Raw genomic sequence first — 16908 nt, forward strand, 5'->3', positions numbered from 1 at the left:
CGCCGTCCGCGCGACGGTGCCCCGGCCGACGCCTGCCGTGCCACATGCGACAGGCGTCGGCCGGAGTGCCGGCCGTCAGCCCGGCCCGAGGCCGAACTGTTCGCGCAGCAGTGCCTCGTGGAGGCGCAGGGTGCGGCCGTCGGGCAGGGTCTCCAGGACCTGTACGCCGTCGTAGTTGAGGAGCTGCCGCAGGACGGCGGCGAAGCCGTCGCCGCGGGTGGTGGGCATGCCCGCGCGCTGGGCGAGAGCGGTCACGGGCAGTGTGCCGCCCGCCTCCAACAGGGCGGTGAGCGCCTTGCGGACCTGCTCCTGCTGCGGTTTGCGGGCCAGTCCGCCGAGCTGCGCCCGGTACGCCTCGGAGTCGAGCAGTGCCGTCACCAGCGCATCGGTACGGGAGACGAGAGCCGGGGTGAGGAGGGCGTCGTCGCCTCCGGCGGTCAGTCCCACGTCGAAGAGCGCCTCGTGGGTCTGCGCGATCTCGGCCTGCTTCTTCTGGGCCTTCGCCGTCGTCCTCCTGGGGGCGGCGGGGGCTGCGGGAGTGGCAGCCGGCGGCCGGCCGGTGCGGTCGTCCGGCGCCGGTTTCCCGCTCTCCTGCGGGGCCCACCACACGGGCCGCTGGTCGCCCAGCTCCCGCCAGCCCCTGGGCGGTTCCGCGCCGAGCCGCAGGAAGGCGAGCACCGGGATGGCGACCTCGGCCAGGGAGGCCCCGCCGTGGTAGCCGGCCTTGAGGGCGGTGTAGCGGGAGTCGGCGTCCCACAGGGCGACGACGGCCGCGCCCGGCTCCGGCCACACCACGCGCGGCCCGGACAGGGCGATCTCCCGCTCTGCGGTGGGACCGCCGGGCAGGCGGTGGCGGGCGGACGCGGGATCGGTGGCGGGGCCGACCTTCGTGCCGTGCCGGTCGACGACGTGGCCGTGGTCGCTGGTGAGGACGACCGCCATGCCCTGGGTGGCGGCCGCCCGCAGCAGGTCGCGCAGGCCGGGCACGTCGTCGATCCGCCAGGCGCCGTCGCCGAGCTTCTGCTCCTTGGCGAGCCGGTCGTCGATGGCGTTGAGGACGACGGCGACATGGGTCATGCCGTCGGCCAGCGCCTCGGTGAGCGCCGGGCCGAAGGTCTCGCCTGCGGTCTCGGTGCGCAGGTCGTCCTTGTGGAACACGGCGGCCGGGGCTCCGCCCCACAGCTTCAGCGCGGGGAAGAGCCGCTTCTCGTCGGCCTGGGTGCCCTTCATCAGCCTGCCGGTGAGGAGCGAGGTGCGGGACACGGCCGTCACCGTGGGCAGGGCTGCGGCCATCGCCCGCCGGCGCGGGGCGCCGCCCTCGGGCAGCGGGTCGAACTCCGCCCAGGAGCCACGCAGTTCCTCGGCGAGTTCGTTTGCGATGGCCGCGCTCATGCCGTCGAGCACCAGCAGCAGCACCCGTCGTGCCTCCCCGCGCCGGACGACCGGCCCGACCACGCGATCGAGGAAGGTCTCGACGGTGAGCATGGAGCCGGGCTGGGTGCCGGCCTGCGTCCAGGAGGCCAGCGATCGGGCGAAGGAGGCATCGATCAGCCTGCGCCGGTCCCTGACGCGCGCGCCGAGGGCGTCGTAAGCGGCCTTCAGGACGGGGTCCGGGTCGCCGCCTGCCTCGACGTGCTCCAGGGCGAGGTCCACCCAGCCGGTCTCGGCGACGTGCCGCTGTATGGCGTCGGCGACGGTGGGGGCGTCGGCGGGCGGGTCGGTGGCCAGCCAGCGGGCCAGTCGCTGGCCCATGCGGGCGCGTTCGATGCGGGCGGACTCCTCCGGCTCGGCGGCCAGCCGGTGCTCCTCCAGGCGGCGTACGGCGTCCGCCGACGCGGCCGTGTCGCCCGCCGTGAGGGCGTGGCCGACGGCGGTGAAGCGTGCTTCCAGACCGTCGCGCAGGACGGGGCTGGCCTCCACGGCCTGCTCGGCGCCGAACTGGCTGGCCAGGGCGGATGCCCGGTCGAGCACGGCGCCGGTGGTGCGGCGTGCCTCGCGGGCCTGGTCGGCGTCCGCGCCGCCGGTGCGGTGTCCGGCCGCCAGCAGCCCGGTCACGTACTCCTCGGCGGCCCGACCGAAGACGGTCACCAGGGCATCGAGCTGCTCACCGGCCGCCGGGGGCTGTTCGCCGAAGTAGCGTTCGGCCCGGCCCCGGGCCCGGTAGGTCTCGGGGGTGGGTTCGGCGTGCTGCCACAGCACCGCGCACACCAGGCCGAAGGCGGCGGCGTCCGCGCCGCGCTCGGCGTCGACGAGGGCGAGCAGAGCGCGTCCGGCGAGGCCCGCCTGTTCTTCCTCGGCGAGGAAGGCGGCCAGTCCGGCGCGTTCGGGGCCGCGCAGGGCCAGGAACCGTTCGGAGGCGCCGGGCCGGGTCGACCAGTGCAGCAGTGCCTGGGCGTCGAGCCGGTCGTCGCCCGGGCGGCGCCGGCCGCCCTCGGTGTCGTAGCGGCCCAGGCGCAGGCGGCGCTGGGCGAGCGCGGTGAGGGCGTGCTGCCTCGACAGCCAGCCGCCGGGCACCGGCGGCCAGCCGCCCGCGGTGGGCGGGGTGGCGTCCAGGAGTGCCTCGGCGGCCCAGTCGGCGTCCCTGAGCCGGGGGTCCGTCTGCCGGGCACCGAACGCCTCGCGGACGACGTCCCAGCCGCCGACCGTGTCGATGCGCTGCTTGTGGACACGGGCGAGGACGGCCGGGTCGAGTTCGTTCTGCTCGCGGTCGGTGAGGACGACCAGGACGGCGGGGCCCGGGCGGCGGCCCGCCAGGTGGTCGAGGACGAGTTCGTGGACGGCCAGCGGGGAGGGCGCCGCCGCGATCCCGGCCGTGCGGCCCTCCCCCCAGGCGGGCTCGGCGGGGCCGTCCCACCGGGGCTCGGAGCGCAGCAGCACGACCCGCCGCCTGCCCCCGCCACCGCCCGTCAGGGAGGCGGCGAGGGAGGACTGCGAGGACAGGTACTGGGTGACGGTCGCGGTGTTCAGCCGGACGGCTCCGGGGACGGCGACAGGGGTGTCCGTCATTCGACGACCCGCCAGGTGATCTCGATGGTGGCTTCGGGGTTGCGGGCGGCCAGTTCGGCCAGTTCCGCCCGGAGATCGGCGGCGGCCCGGGCCGCGGTCGTGCGGCGGCCCCCGGACTTCCCCGCCGCGGCGCCGCCCGCCGGGGAGGGCGTCTCCCGCGGCTGGGTGTAGGGGATGCGCGGGTCGCTCGTCGGCGTGTCCAGGGACTGGCCGTCGGCCGTGGAGGGCGGTGTCGCGGCGGGCGCGGGCGGCGGGGCGGCGGCGGCCTGGCGGCGCTTGACCAGGGCGACGACCTCGCGCTGGGTGCGGGCCAGGGCGTCGCGCAGGTCGGCGGTGCGCTGGTCGTCGCGGGCGACGTTGCGCAGCGAGTCCAGCAGCGCCTCGCCCTCGGGGCCGAGCCCGGCGGCGAGTTCCAGGGTGCTCCAGGGCGCGGAGGCGACGGCCTCGGCGACGGCGCGGGCCTTCTTGATGGAGGTGCCGTACCGGTCGGCGCTGGTCTCACCCAGGTCGAAGGTGGCCAGCGCCTCCACGGTCCGCTTCGCCCCGGCCGCGCCCTTGCCGGCCTCCGCCGTGAGGGCGTCCAGCAGTTCCAGGGCGCGGCGGGCGAGGGCGAGCCGTCCGGTGTCGGCGGTCTGGTCGAGACCGAGGAAGGCGGCGTGTGCCTCCAACTGGTGCACCAGGTCGGCCGCGTGGTCGCGGTGGGTACGGGCGGCGCCGATGATCTGGTGGGCGAACTGGTTGACCATCCGGCCGCGCCGCAGAGCGGGCGGCTTCTGCCCGAAGATCGTCTCGAAGCGCTGCCGCGCGGCCTCCCAGTCTGACTCGGCGGGCAGCGGCTGGCTGCGCAGCCCGTCGTGGTCCTTGATCGCGTTCAGTTCGGGCGCGGGGTCCAGGACGGTGCCGCCGCGCACCCACACCCGGTCGTCCATCTCGGCGAAGGCGGCGACGACGAGCCGGACCAGGAAGTCGGGCAGGCCGCGCGGGTCCGGCTCGTCCGTCCAGTCGGCCAGTTTCACCAGGGACAGGTCCCCGGTGACACCCCGGGAGCGGGCGAGCTTGCGGAAGTGGTCGGCCCAGTAGCGGGACAGCTCGAAGTACGCCTCCTTCTGCTGCCCCAGGCGCAGGGGCCCGGCGATGCGCTGCATGAGCCCGCGGTCGCCGGCCGGGACCTCCACCCGCCCGTCGCGGGCCTCGGCGGCGGCCCGGACGTGGGCGAACACCCTCCTGGTGTCGGCGGGCCTGACGGCGGTGCCGGTCTCCTCGGGGTCGAGGTCGGGGTGGGCCGGGTACTGGTGGGCGAGCAGCTTGCCGGCGACGTGCCGGATGCCGTCGTACATGTTCTGCCCGAAGGACAGGGTCAGGTCGTCCACGTCGGGCAGGGCGACCAGATGGTCGTCGAAGTCGGGCACCACGTCGGCGGCCTGCTTCTGGGCGAGCCCGTAGGCCTGCTTGAAGGCGCCCTTGACCTGCTTGAGCAGGGCCTCGCGCTGGGTCTCCAGCAGTCCCTTGGCGCGGCTGCGGTTGTCGGCGTTGAGGTGGCCGGCGTACTGGGTGTCGAAGCGGTGCTCGTCGGCGAGGGCCTTGTCGATGACGACCAGGCGCCGGAAGTCGGCGAAGCGCTGCGCGGACAGGTGCGCGGGCAGCCAGGCGACGGTGCGGGACCGCTCGCCCTGCTGCCGCTCGCGCAGCCGCTGGATGCGGTTGGCGTCCTCGACCGGGCCCCATTCGCCCTCGTCGAAGGGGAGGTCTATGGCGATGCGCCACAGGCCGTCCTGCTGCGGCATCAAGTCGTGGTCGGGCACCTCGTCCTCATCGGCGACGTTGCCGAAGACGACCTCGGCGGTACGGGCGGTGCCGCGCCAGGTGAAGCCGAGCTGGTCGCTCAACTGGCCGTGCTCGACGCCCAGTTCCTCCGACAGCAGGCGCCTGGCGAGCGCAGCCCGGTTGCCGGGGTTGTCGTTGACCTGGGCGTTGGCGATGACGGAGTCCACGTCGACGCCGGACAGCTCCAGCCGCACACCGGGGTTGGCCTCGGTGCCGGTCTCCTTGATCTCGGGGAACCGGGCGGCCCACTCGGCGACCTTGTTCTTGATGATGCCGACCTCGGCGCCCGGGATGGGGGCGAGGACAGAGCCGTGGTTGAGCGCGCCGAGCCGCCGGATGGTCAGCTCCGACAGCGCGGGCACGCTGGGCGCGAGCGCCGACAGCAGCAGCGTGCACACCAGCCGGTTGTCGCCGGTGAACATCCGGCAGCCGGCCAGCCGCCTGGGGTCGGTGATGGACTCGGGCCGGTTGCGGTACTGCTCGACGTCGTCCTCGGTGATGTCGTAGGAGCTGAGCAGATAGGGCCGCAGCTTGGTCCTGTAGAGCTTGTCGGCGGCCTCGAAGACGACCTTGAGGCTGTCGGTGAACGGCTTGTCGCCGCCCTCGGCGATCACCGGGTAGAGGTCGCCGACGGGGACGAGTTGTCCGAGGCGGATCTCGTTGCGGTGGTCGGCCAGGAGCTGGCCCATCAGCTTCAGACCGGTGCGGGAGCGCTGCAGCGCGGACGAGATGTGGACGAGGGTGTCCATGAAGGCGGGCGAGAACGGGTACGTCAGCCGGAACGACTCCTCGTCCGCGCCGGTGGTGCCCTTGTCGGAGCCCAGGAGGGTGTCCCAGACCTGCGCACCGGCCCTCTTGGTCTGCGCGAACGCCTCGTCGACCAGCCTGGCCGCCTCGGCGTCCTTCGGCTTCAGCAGGCGGGCGTGGGCGATCTGCGGGAGGTTGCGGTCCTCCAGAGTGATCTTGTCGAACCGGCCGGAGGCCAGGTTCAGGGTGTCCTGGATGGACGACTCGGCCGCGCCGGACACCTCCTCGCCGACCAGCTCGCGCAGGTCGCGCTGGCGGGCGATGAACGACACCACGGGGATGGCGCGGCGGGCGTCGCCGCCCTCCACGAAGTTCGTGATCTTACTGGCCTCGCGGGCCACGAACTTCTGGTCGTGGATGAGAGTGGCCAGCCACAGGATCAGCTCGTCCATGAACAGGATCAGGCCGTCGTAGCCGAGCGACTTGGCGTGCTCGGCGATCACGGACAGGCCGGCGTCCAGGGAGATGAAGCCGTGCTCGTCCTCGGCGGCGTTCTTCGCGAAGCCGGGGAAGAGGTTGGTGCTCGCGTCGTTGACCAGTTTGGCCCGCAGCTCGGCCGGGGTGGAGGGGTTGAGGAGGTTGAGCGGGACACCCGCCTCGTGGTCCTCCTCGGCGGCGAGCGCGATGTCGAGGAGCTGCGGGGTCCAGGCGAAGCCCTCGCCCCACTCGTCCTCCTCGCCGTCGCCCGCATCGCTACCGCCCAGACTCCGGATGACGGCTTCGTCGCCGTAGCTGGCGCGGTTGGCACGGATGTCGTCGAAGAGGGAGTCGGTCCGGTACACCTGCGGGGTCGGCGCGTCCGGGTGCAGCTTCTTGACGTGGTGCACATAGCCGCCGAGGACGCGCTGCTCCAGGGCCTTCGCGCCGAGCATGTGGTACGGCACCAGCAGGAACTTCTTGCCGTCCGTGCCCAGCCACTCGTGCCGGGTCAGCACCGGGTCGAACTCGGTGCGGGCGCGGGCGGCCGGGTTGCCGCTGAGCAGCGCGTAGAGGACGGCCATGAAGTGCGACTTACCGGAACCGAACGAGCCGTGCAGATACGCCGCCTTGGAGCGGTGGCCGTCCAGCGCGGACTTGATGAGGGCCAGCGCCTCGTCGAAGTTCTCCAGCAGCCGCTCGGTGACGACGTAGTCCCTGAGCGCGTGCCGGGCGCCCTCGGGCGTCGTCGCCTCGGCGAGGGACAGCACGAAGTCCGAGGTGGAGATGGACTCCTTGATGTCGATGACATCGCGGAGGAGGGGCTGCTGGGCCATCGGGTTTTCTCGCTCTCCTTGCGGACGTGCGGTGTGCGGCTCTGCGGTGTACGGGCGGGCGTCGGGGGTGGGCCGGGCCGGAGGTCCGGCCCCGGCTCGCCTCCGGTTTCTGTTGTTCCTGCTGCTTCCGCTACTTCTTCGCGGCGGCGCGGCGGCCTCGGGTGGCGGCCGGAGGCCGCCAGGCGCGCAGGTCGTCGTCGGTCAGACCGTGCTCACCCTGCTTGGTCTGCCGGTAGCCGGCGAAGAAGTCCGCCGGGGAGCCGCTGTAGAGCATGTCGAACTCACCGTGCCACTGGTTCAGCCACGGCTGCAGCTCCAGCAGGCCCGCGAGGAACGGGGTGATCTCCTCGGTGGACAGCGCGGTGTTGGTGAAGTACGTGGCCAGCGCCTGGGCCTGCTCGCGATGGTCCCAGCCCGCCCAGCCGTACAGCTCCGGGGTGGCGGCGTTGGTCTGACCGTAGGAGATGAACCGCTCCTTGGGCACATCCAGCTTGCCCCGCGCCTTCCAGTAGGAGGGGCGCAGGAAGTCGGCCGAGGTGTACTTCGGCGGCACCGGGATCGAGTCGCGGATCTTCCGCTTGGCAGGCTCGTCCGGCGCGGCGTCCTCCTGGCGCTGCAGTTCCCACACGTGCTCCCAGTCGGCGCGCTTCTTCAGCCCGCTCGGCTTGTAGCGCAAGGCGGCCAGGAACGGCACATGCTCGCCGCTGACCAGCTCCGCCACCACCGCCGCCAGCTCCTTGCGCGGGGCGTAGAGCTTGGCGACGGAGGTGAAGTCCTCATCCCGGGAGAGCGCGTCGGTCAGCCGGACCAGAGTGAGGATGGTGGGCTGGCCGCTCTCGTCGAACCACAGCTCGCGGGCCTCCATCCGGTCCAGCAGCCAGGACCGCAGCGCCTTCTCCTGCAACGCGTCCCAGCCCTCGGTGGCCCACCGCCGCTTGTACTCCGGCCGCTCGATCATCCCGATCGCGCGGGAGGACTCGATGACCTCGATCCGCTTCTGCACGATCTCGCGGTAAGCGGCTGGCCAGTGGGCGGGAATCTCAGTGATGGGCGTGGAGCCGTGCCGCCGGAACCACTCGTCGGATGCCTCGCCCTTCTCGACGCGCCGGGCGAGCACGATCTCAAACGCCCGCTCCCCAAGAGTAAGTTCTGGGATGTTCGGGTCGTCGGGGTCCTCGGAGACCCGCAGATCCTCATCGTGCAGTTTGTAAAGAGCGTAGACCTGCCAGTCCAGCTCTTCTTGAAGGGCGATCATGCGAGCGCGGCTTGATTCCCACTGGCTGCGAGCTTCACGAAGGAATCCGGCATTGGGTGTCCCACGGCATACCACAGCAGACGGACTGGCCTCGGACACTTCTCCGGCGAGAATGTCGAGCGCGCCACCAAGCGCAACAGGATATTCCGCAGGGATTGGGAAATCCTTGAGTGGCGTACTATTGTATTGATAGAAGTCTTCAAATGGAAGCGTGCTCTGACGGGCCCCCTTCGAGTCCACCGTGCTTCCCATATTGTGACTTACCTGCTTCATCCAGAAGCCGGCTACGGAACTGTTCAGAAGACCAAGCAGGCGCCGATATTCTTCCTCACTAGCACCCTCGTGCAATTTGATCACAGGCGCCGACTGCTTAAAAGCTTTACCGCCTCGATCAAGAGCAAAATGATTATGGGTGGCCACGAAGGCGAACGTAATCGACAATGGAACTTGGTGGCGCTCATAGAAAAACATGGCAAGGTCGAACCAACGAAGACCACGCTCTTCAGGAGCCTTGCCGAAGTAAAGGCGTGTCCGTAGCGTGGTCCGATAAGGCCAAACATACTCCATGGCCGCCTGGCTCAGATCCCGTGCACTGCCACGCCAGTCACGCGGCATAAGCACGTACTGGGGGGAGCGGATCGAATAATCACGAACCTCGTCCCCATTCACCAGATAAGCGCAATCACCATCAAGGCCACGCCTCCTAGAGAATGACTCAGGGAGCAGGAATACCTCGTCCTCACCGGTGAGAGCCGTCATACCAATACTTGAAGATTGACCGGATAGATTACCAGAGGAACCGTTCGAAAGCCCCTCAACAATCTCCAAACCGCCATCCGCGAGCATCCACGGCTGCTTACTGAAATATCGCTTTCGACTCAGGTCGTCGACTGACACCCACTGGCCAATGGAGCCCGGGTTGTCGATGTCGGCCAGAATAGCCTGCCAAACCAGACCCTCTTCTCCGCGACTCGGCACTCCTGGTTCGCCCTGCACGCTGCGCACAGCACGAACGATCTCGGAGCGCAGGCTTCCCTCACGCCTCCTCCCGATCAGAATCACCGTGGGAGTCCCATGCCCTGGAATGTAAGCTCCCGAGGTATCGATCACCTCAGTGAGTTCTACTCGATGGCCGAAGTAGTCCTCGATCAGCTTCTGTCCGAACTCTCTCTTCGTGAACGAACTCGCAGTAATTTGGCCGACCATGCCGTAGCCGCTGCCGTCGGGTTCACCGGTCTTGGCCAGTTGGAAGAACCGCTCGGCGAACGGCACCGACAGCGCGTACTTGCCCGCGCAGGAGGCGTACAGTTCCCGGTACAGGGCGTTGAGGTTCTTGTCCTTGACCGTGATGTAGGGCGGGTTGCCGACCACCACGTGGTAGCGGCCCGGCTCCAGGATGCCGGGGTGTTCGTGGATGTCCTCGGTGGTGTAGGCGAAGGAGGCCAGTGGGTCGTCGGTGCCGTCCTCGTCGCCGCCCAGGGTCAGCTCCAACTGACGGGCCTTGATCAGAGAGTCGCCCACCGCCAGGTGGATCGGCCACTCGTACTTGGCCGCCTCCTCCAGCGTCCGCATCCCCGCCGCCGCCATAGCGGCGACCAGCAGGCGGAAGCGGGCGATGGCCACGGCGAAGGGGTTGATGTCCACGCCGTGCACGGAGTCCAGCGCGGCCCGGACCCGCTCGTGCACGTCACGCCCGGGCTGCCCCTCAGCCCACAGCCGCACCAGGCGGCGGAAGGCACCGAGCACGAAGTGGCCCGACCCGCAGGTGGGGTCGATCATCTTCAGGCCCTCGTACCCAAACTCCCGTACCGCCGGGTTCATGGTGCGGTCGAGGATGAACTCCTCGACGAACTCCGGGGTCTGCAGCAGCGCGTACGTCTTCCGGGCCGTCTCACTGAGGTCCTGGTACAGATCGCCCAGGAAGCGGGTGTCCCAACCGGACGTGCCGTCCTCGCTGAGCGGGTCGGCGAAGTCGTGGACGAGGACGCCCGCCTCGTTGCGCTGCCGCCAGAAGTCCACCAGCTCCCGCGCGCCGTCGTGGGAGAGCGGGATCTGGTACAGCGGGTTGTGCCGCCGGTCGAACAGCAGGCGGCCCGCCTGCCCGGCGCCCAGCTCCTCGAAGGCGCGTTCCAGCCAGCCCCGGTAGGTGGGGTTGTCGTCCGTCTCCACGTAGTGGTCGTAGCGGGCCTCGGCCAGCTCGCGCCGGTCGGCGTCCGGACCGGTCAGATACGGCTCGGGGATGAGGTGGTTGTCCTCGCAGAACCGCACGAACACCGTGCCCAGCACCCACGCCACCGCCACCTGCGTGACGCGCTCGTCCAGCCAGGAGATCCACGTCGCCGCCGTACGGCCTAGCTTGCGGGCCTGGTCGTACTCGGCCCGCAGCCGCGCCCCGACCTCACCGAGCGCCTTAACCTGTTTGCCGAGGTCGGTCTCGACCGCCTTGACCTGTTGCTTCAGGTCGTCCAACAGAGCCTTGCGGTCGATCACTTCGCGTCTCCCTCGACACCACTCGCCACGATTTCGCCGGATCCCCTGTGGGCGTTGCCCACCCAGGTGTCCGGAAGCTGGATCCACTCCCCCAGGCCGGCCTGGTACGGCACGGCCACCTGCCCGAGCCTGGGCTCGCGCGAGGGGTCGGCCTGCGGGACCAGGAGCCACAGGCCCCGCCCGCCCCGCCGGGCCGTCGACGCCAGCCGGTCCAGGACGCCCATCGCGTCGTACCGGGCGAACGCCCCGGCCTCCGTCAGCAGGACCGGGCCCGCCGCGCCGCCGCTCCCGTCACCGCCGTCGCCCAGCAGCTCCGCGATCCGCGGCTCGACGAACCCCCAGGCCGTCCGCGCGTACTCCGCGAACCGCACCGCGCCCTTCGAGCCCGGCTCGGCGGCGTCCGCCTTGAGCAGGGTCTCCCAGGTGGGCTTGGTGCCCGGTGTGACCTGCGCGCGCAGGCCCTGAAGGAACAGTTCGGTCACCGAGACGACCCGCGCGCCCAGGCGTACGGCGCTCAGCTCCCGCACCGCGTCCCGTACGAGCTGCTGCCGGACCGTCAGCACCCGGTAGCCGTCCCGGCGGGCCGAGGCGGTGAGCCGTTCCTCCGCGCGCACCGCGCCCGCGAGCTGCGGGTCGTCCGCGTACCGGGTCACGGTGCCGATGCGGGTGGACTGCCGCCAGACGCCCGTCGTGAGGTAGCTGGAGGCTTCGTCCACCCGCGTCGGCAGGTAGCGCAGCGTGCCCGTGTCCTCGCGCGTCTTTAGCGACAGCTCGAAGCCCGCGTCGCGCAGCGCCCTGGTGAGCGGGCCGCCGGCCGGCAGGTCGTGCGTCGTGCCGCCGCGCCCGTCGGGGGCGACCAGCTCAGGGAAGCGGGCGCGGATCCGCTCGTGGATCTCCTCGCCGGTCAGGCCGGGCTGCCTGCCCTCGGGCACTCCCGGGATCCAGCGGACGAGTCCGGCCTGGGTCAGCCGCAGGGCGCGGACGAGCGGCAGGTCACGCGGGTAGATCTCCAGGCGCGGGGTGGCGGCTGCGTTGACGGAGGCGGCGGCGGCCAGTTCGACCATGCGCCGCTCGTCCCAGTCGACCGTGCCGGGCGGCACGGTCACCGCGCCCAGTTCGGCCAGCACGGTCGCGGCCGTCGGCAGGGTGTCCAGCTTGGCGAGGCGGTCGGCGGTCCTGCCGAGCCTGGTCGCGTAGTCCAGCAGGCCGGGCGCGGTCGGGGTGTCCGGCGCGTCGTCCTCGCGCACGTCCAAGGCCAGCAGGCCCGCGCCGAGGGACTCCTCGGTGGCCTTGCGGTTGGGCTGGTGCTGGAACTCAGCCTCATCGGGGGCGAGTTGCTCGGCCTCGACCACGGCGCGCACCGCCGCCAGCGCCAGCGCACGCCGCTGCTCGCGCTCGGAGAGCTGGCTGCCGCGCCGCACCGCGAGGGCGTCGGCTATCTCGACGGCGGAGGCGACCCGTCCCATGCCCGCGAGCAGGTCGAGGATCTCGTCGCGCAGGGCGCGGACGGCCGCGTCGCCCTTCCAGCGCTTGCGCTCCTCCTTGAGAATCTGCGGGATGCGCCCGGCGCTGAGCCCCAGCGCCTCGGCGACGTCCTTCTGCTTGGGCCATACCCCGATGTCCGGCAGGACGCCGTGCTCGTCGGGCAGGCGCAGCAGCAGCCGCACCATCTCGGCCTTGTTGCGGTTGGAGCCGTTGTTGTTGACGACCGGCACGAAGATCGTGGCGAGGGCGTCGAGGCTGACCGAGCGCAGGGCGCGGGCCGACAGCCCGCCGGCGGCGTCGGCCGCCGCCAGGTCGCCCACGAGGGCGGACTCGGCGGCGGTGAGCTGGTCCAGCTCCTCCTTCGCCTCCGCCCGGCCCTCGGGCGTGAGCGGCGAGACGGGTGTGCCGCGCAGCCTCTCGCCCCACTCCCGCTGCCGCCGCTGCACCTCGTTGCGGGTCTTGGCGCCCAGGCCCGGGGCGTTGACGAGCTTGCGGCGGCTGTAGTCGAGGAGTTCGCCGACGGTGCCGATACCCAGGCCGTAGAGGAAGGACTGGGCCGCGCCCGTGAGACCGGAGACGGTCAGCGGGGTGTCGCGGGTGACCTCGGCGGCGAGGCGGTCGCGCTGCTGCTCGGCGCTCTCCGGCTCGGCGTCCGCGATGACGCCGAGAGGGGCCGCCCCGGCCGTGCCGGGACCCGCGGCGGAGCCGGTGGCGGCCGGGACGGGGTGGCGGGTGCGGTGGCTGGAGGGGACGGTCTGCGAGGCGTCGAGGAAGACCTTGCGCCAGGCGTCCCGCATCGGCTTGAGCTCGGGGAACCGCTTGCTCACGTCGCGGTGCAGGGCCTTCTGGAAGAAGGCGACCAGCCCCTCGCGCACGGCCGGGTCGAACGCCTCGGCCGCGATGGTCGGGTACGGCCACTCCTCCGGGTCGGTCATGCGCGGCGGGACGCTGCCGTCGCCCCACCTGGGCAGCTCGCGGGAGGCCATCTGGTGCAGGGTGACGGCCACGGCGTACCGCTCGGCGTGGGAGTCGTAACTGCCGCGCGTGATGACGTCGACGAACGGGTCGAGGTAGCCGTCGGTGCCCGCGTCGGTGTTCTTCGCCGGGTATCCGGCGAGCGAGAAGTCGATGAGGACCAGTTCGCGGGTGCGGTTGGGGCGGATGCGGATGGCGATGTTGTCCGGCTTGATGTCGCGGTGCCAGACGCCCTCGCCCTCCAGGAAGTCGACCGCGCCGAAGAGGTAGTCGCCGTACGCCTCGAGCTGGTCGACCGGGAGCCGGCCGTCGTCGCGGAGCTGGCGGGCGACGGTCTCCTCGCGGCGGCGGGGGGTCTTGCGCTCGCCCGGCTCTCCGGCGTCGTCGCGCTCGTCGCCCACGTACTCCAGCGCCAGGACGGTGCGGCCCGCGATGCGCAGCGGTTCCGGTTCGACCAGGCGGATGATGCCGGAGTGGGGGCGCAGGCGGCCCATTACCTCGGCCTCCCGGACGAGGATGTCGCCCCGGCTGTCGGACAGTGCCACCTTCAGCACGGCCAGCGGGCGGGTCCTGCGCGCCTCCGCCTGAAGGTCACGGACGAGGAAGGCGCGGCTGGTGGAGCCCGTGCCCAGGCGGCGGCGGACCTCCCAGCGGCCGTCGAGCACATCGCCGGGGACGGCCTCCAGCGGGTCCTTCTCGGGCACGGCGGCTTCGGAGGCGGTGTCGGCCGCGGCCTCGGAAGCGGGGGCGGTGAGGGAGTCCTCGACGACCTCCAGCATCTCCAGGAAGTCGTCGACACTGGACAGGCGCCGGTCCGGGTTGTACGCCGTGGCCGCCTGCACCAGTTCGTCGACGTCCTCCGACAGGCCGTCCACCAGGGAGCTGGGCCGCAGCCCCTCCCCGGTCTCCAGGCGGGCGCGCAGCTCGGCCTGGCTGGCGGCCGGGGCCCGGTCGGTGACCAGCAGATAGGTGAGGACGCCGAGGCCGTAGACGTCCAGGGAGACCGGGTCGGGGCGGAGCGCGGTCAGCTCGGGCGCGAGGTAGGGGTCCTCGTCGTCGGCCAGGTTCATCGCGGACAGGGCCGTCGGCGCCAGGCGCGTGGCGCCCCCGCCCTGGGAGGAGTCCGCGCCGCGCTGGGTGGCGATCTGCCAGTCGGAGATCTGCAGCCTCGGGCTGAGCCAGGCCGCCTCCTCACCGACCGCCTTCCCCGGCCCGCCGTCCGGGCGGGGCAGGACGTGGACGGAGCGGGCGGCCAGGGCCCGGTGGTGGATGCGCCGGGCGTGCGCGGAGCGCATGGTCTCGGCGAGCTGCCTGACCAGCGCCATCCGGCCGAGGATGTCCAGCTTCGCGCCGTACTGGACCAGGTACTCGTCCAGCTTCATCGTCCGCCGGTCGTAGTCGAAGACCAGCGCGGGGCCCGCCGGGTGCCCGGTCGGAAAGTACTGCCGGTAGGGGACGACGCCGGGGTGCCGGAAGCGCTGCAGGACGGCCGCCTCGCGGCGGGCGGCGTTCTCCACGGACTGCCGCAGCGAGGAGTCCGAGCCGCGCTCGCTCAGATAGACGCGGACCCGGGCGCGCTCGGGCAGCTCGCTGTGGCGCGCCTCGTAGTCGGCCCAGGTCTGGCCGGAGTCGAAAGGGCGGCGCTCCAGCTCGTAGGGGCCGACCTTGTACTCGGCGTCGCTGCGGCGGATGCCGATCTTCTCCAGCGCGGCCTTGATCTGCCGGGAGTCGCCCGGGGAGATCCTGCTGCGCTCGTCGCGCGGGGGACGCTTGAGCAGTTCGACCAGCTCGGCGACCGTGTGGACACCGTTCCGGTCGTGGGCGGGCAGTCGTACGCGCAGCGAGTCGTCGGTGAAGCAGACGGCCTCGCCGACCCAGATCCGCCTGCCGAGCTGTCCGGCCTGCCTGAGCAGCCCGGACAGTTCCTTGGCCTTCTTGTTGACCAGGTGCAGGGGGTTGGAGTGGGTGCGGCGGTGGCCGCCGGGCGTGGTCTGCACCCAGGTGCCGCCGACGGAGGTGACCGAGCCGTGCCAGTCCTTCAGCTCGATCATGTAGACGCCGCCGGGGGCGACGACGAGCAGATCGACCTCGCGGACGTGCCCGGTGCCCGCGGTGAAGGTGAAGTTCGACCAGGCCCGCCACGGATCGGCGTCCGGCAGCCTCTCCCGGACTGCCTCCAGGCCCCGGCGCTCGTGGTCGAACTCGGACTCGGTGACCGTGGTCCACCGGCCTTCCCGCATGCGCTGTCCTCGCTCGTCGTCTCCACTGCCCCGGCCTGCCGGGACTGTCCGTCCCGCGGGCCGGTCCCCGGGCGGGATCCTAACGGGTCGGTCCGACATGGGCGGAGGAATCACGGATCACACCTATGGGACGTTCGCCCTGGCCGGCAGAGGTGACGGGCCAGGGCTCCGGGCAGGGTCAGCGGCGGCGTCCGAGGGTGGGCAGCCCACCCGAGACGGTCCGCACACTGCTGCCGCGCTCCGTGATGTCGCGGAGCTCCTCCCGGAATTCCTCGGCCGCGCGGTCGTCGCCGTAGTCGCCGTACGAGAACGCGTCGTCCCTCGGCGGGCGGGCGGAGTTCGGCCGCTTCCCGCCCTGCCGGGCCTTGGACTCCGGGGTCCGCCGGACCGTGACCGGCTGCGTCTGCCGCCTCTTCTTCAGAGAGGGACAGGTGCATCCCATGCCGATCAGAAGCTCACACCGCGCACACCTGGTTCCGTTCACTCAGCCCCACCCCCGAGACGCCGTTGACGCCGACATCACGTCGACCGCCACCAACCAGCCTACGCAGGCGCCAGCGAACGTCAACAGCTTTGACTGAGTTTTCAACAGGACTCTCGTCGGGTGCGCTCACCGTCTGGGGCGACGGCCGGGGCCGTCCCGGCATGCCTGTGCAGCGGAGCCGGGGCCCCGCCGCACAGGCGGTTGGGCACTTGCGGCTCAGTGGGCGGCGCGGCCGAGGAAGTCCGCCCAGGCGGCCGGGGACACGGACAGCGGCCGCCGCTGGACGTCCCTGGGCGCGGTGAGCAGGTTGCTCGGCCGCTGCCCTTCGGTGTAGCCGACCCGTCTGTGGCCCTGAGTCGCCGCCAGGTACATGTGCCCGTCGACTCCGCAGTGGTCCTCCTGGCGGAGAGGCATGATCTGGATCTCGGCATTGCGCCGTCTGCTCACGGTCAACAGATGATCGATGACGGCCAGCGTCACCTGATCACCGCCCACGTTCCGTTCCAGTACGGCCTGCTCGATGACGAGGCTGAACTCGGTATTCGGTCTCTGCTCGACGATCCGCTGCCGGTCGAGCCGAGCGGCGACCTCTCGCTCGAGCCGATCTTCGGTGACGGGTGGCAGGCGGCGCTCGAAGATCGCCCGGATGTAGGGCTCGGGCTGCAGCAGCCCGGGAATCGCCCTGCACTCGTACGCGTACAGCGACAGCGCCTCCTCCGCGATGCCCGCCCACTGGTGGAACCACGAGGCCAGCCCCGTCCGGCGGGTCAGGCTGCGGTAGGCCGCCGCCAGGACGCGGGAGGCGATGTGGCCCAGGGGCTCCTCCGCGCGGCCGGGCAGGTCCTTCGGCGGATACCGCCTGCCCTGCTCGATCTTGGCGATGTAGTGCGCCGAGTACCGCATGCGTGGGGCGAGTCCCTCCTGCGTCAGCCCCGCCTCCTCGCGCAGCACCTTCAGTACCGCGCCGAACGTCTTCAGGCTGTCCGACAGCTCCGCGCCGCCGTTGTCGACAGCACCGTTGTCCGCCGTCGTGGCCACCGCCTCCCCCCCTCCGTACCGCTTCGTGGACCTGCCCCCTGCCCAACGGCA

At 71.6% G+C, this 16908-nt stretch carries 6 protein-coding genes; all 6 read right to left on the reverse strand.

The features are described 5' to 3' along the window. Positions 1 to 75 precede the first annotated feature (75 nt). Positions 76 to 3006: a BREX-2 system phosphatase PglZ gene (gene pglZ, locus QPK52_RS05940; RefSeq protein ID WP_410535976.1), complete on the reverse strand. Its 2931-nt coding sequence runs from the start codon at positions 3004 to 3006 to the stop codon at positions 76 to 78. Next, positions 3003 to 6890, reverse strand: coding sequence for a BREX-2 system ATPase PglY (pglY, locus tag QPK52_RS05945; protein WP_410535977.1), 3888 nt, complete (start codon positions 6888 to 6890; stop codon positions 3003 to 3005). Before pglY ends, pglZ begins: the two co-directional genes overlap by 4 nt. Before the next feature lie 130 nt (positions 6891 to 7020). Next, positions 7021 to 10635, reverse strand: coding sequence for a BREX-2 system adenine-specific DNA-methyltransferase PglX (pglX, locus tag QPK52_RS05950; RefSeq protein ID WP_410535978.1), 3615 nt, complete (start codon positions 10633 to 10635; stop codon positions 7021 to 7023). Next, positions 10632 to 15335: a BREX system serine/threonine kinase PglW gene (gene pglW / locus QPK52_RS05955; RefSeq protein ID WP_410535979.1), complete on the reverse strand. Its 4704-nt coding sequence runs from the start codon at positions 15333 to 15335 to the stop codon at positions 10632 to 10634. Before pglW ends, pglX begins: the two co-directional genes overlap by 4 nt. A 178-nt stretch (positions 15336 to 15513) precedes the next feature. Continuing rightward, positions 15514 to 15777 (reverse strand): hypothetical protein, encoded by a 264-nt coding sequence (locus QPK52_RS05960; protein ID WP_410535980.1) that lies wholly within the window; start codon positions 15775 to 15777, stop codon positions 15514 to 15516. Between the two features lie 258 nt (positions 15778 to 16035). Continuing rightward, positions 16036 to 16857: a helix-turn-helix domain-containing protein gene (locus tag QPK52_RS05965; RefSeq protein WP_410535981.1), complete on the reverse strand. Its 822-nt coding sequence runs from the start codon at positions 16855 to 16857 to the stop codon at positions 16036 to 16038. Positions 16858 to 16908: the final 51 nt, after the last annotated feature.

Source organism: Streptomyces sp. KL2, assembly GCF_046529545.1.
GTDB classification, from domain to species: Bacteria; Actinomycetota; Actinomycetes; order Streptomycetales; family Streptomycetaceae; genus Streptomyces; species Streptomyces radiopugnans.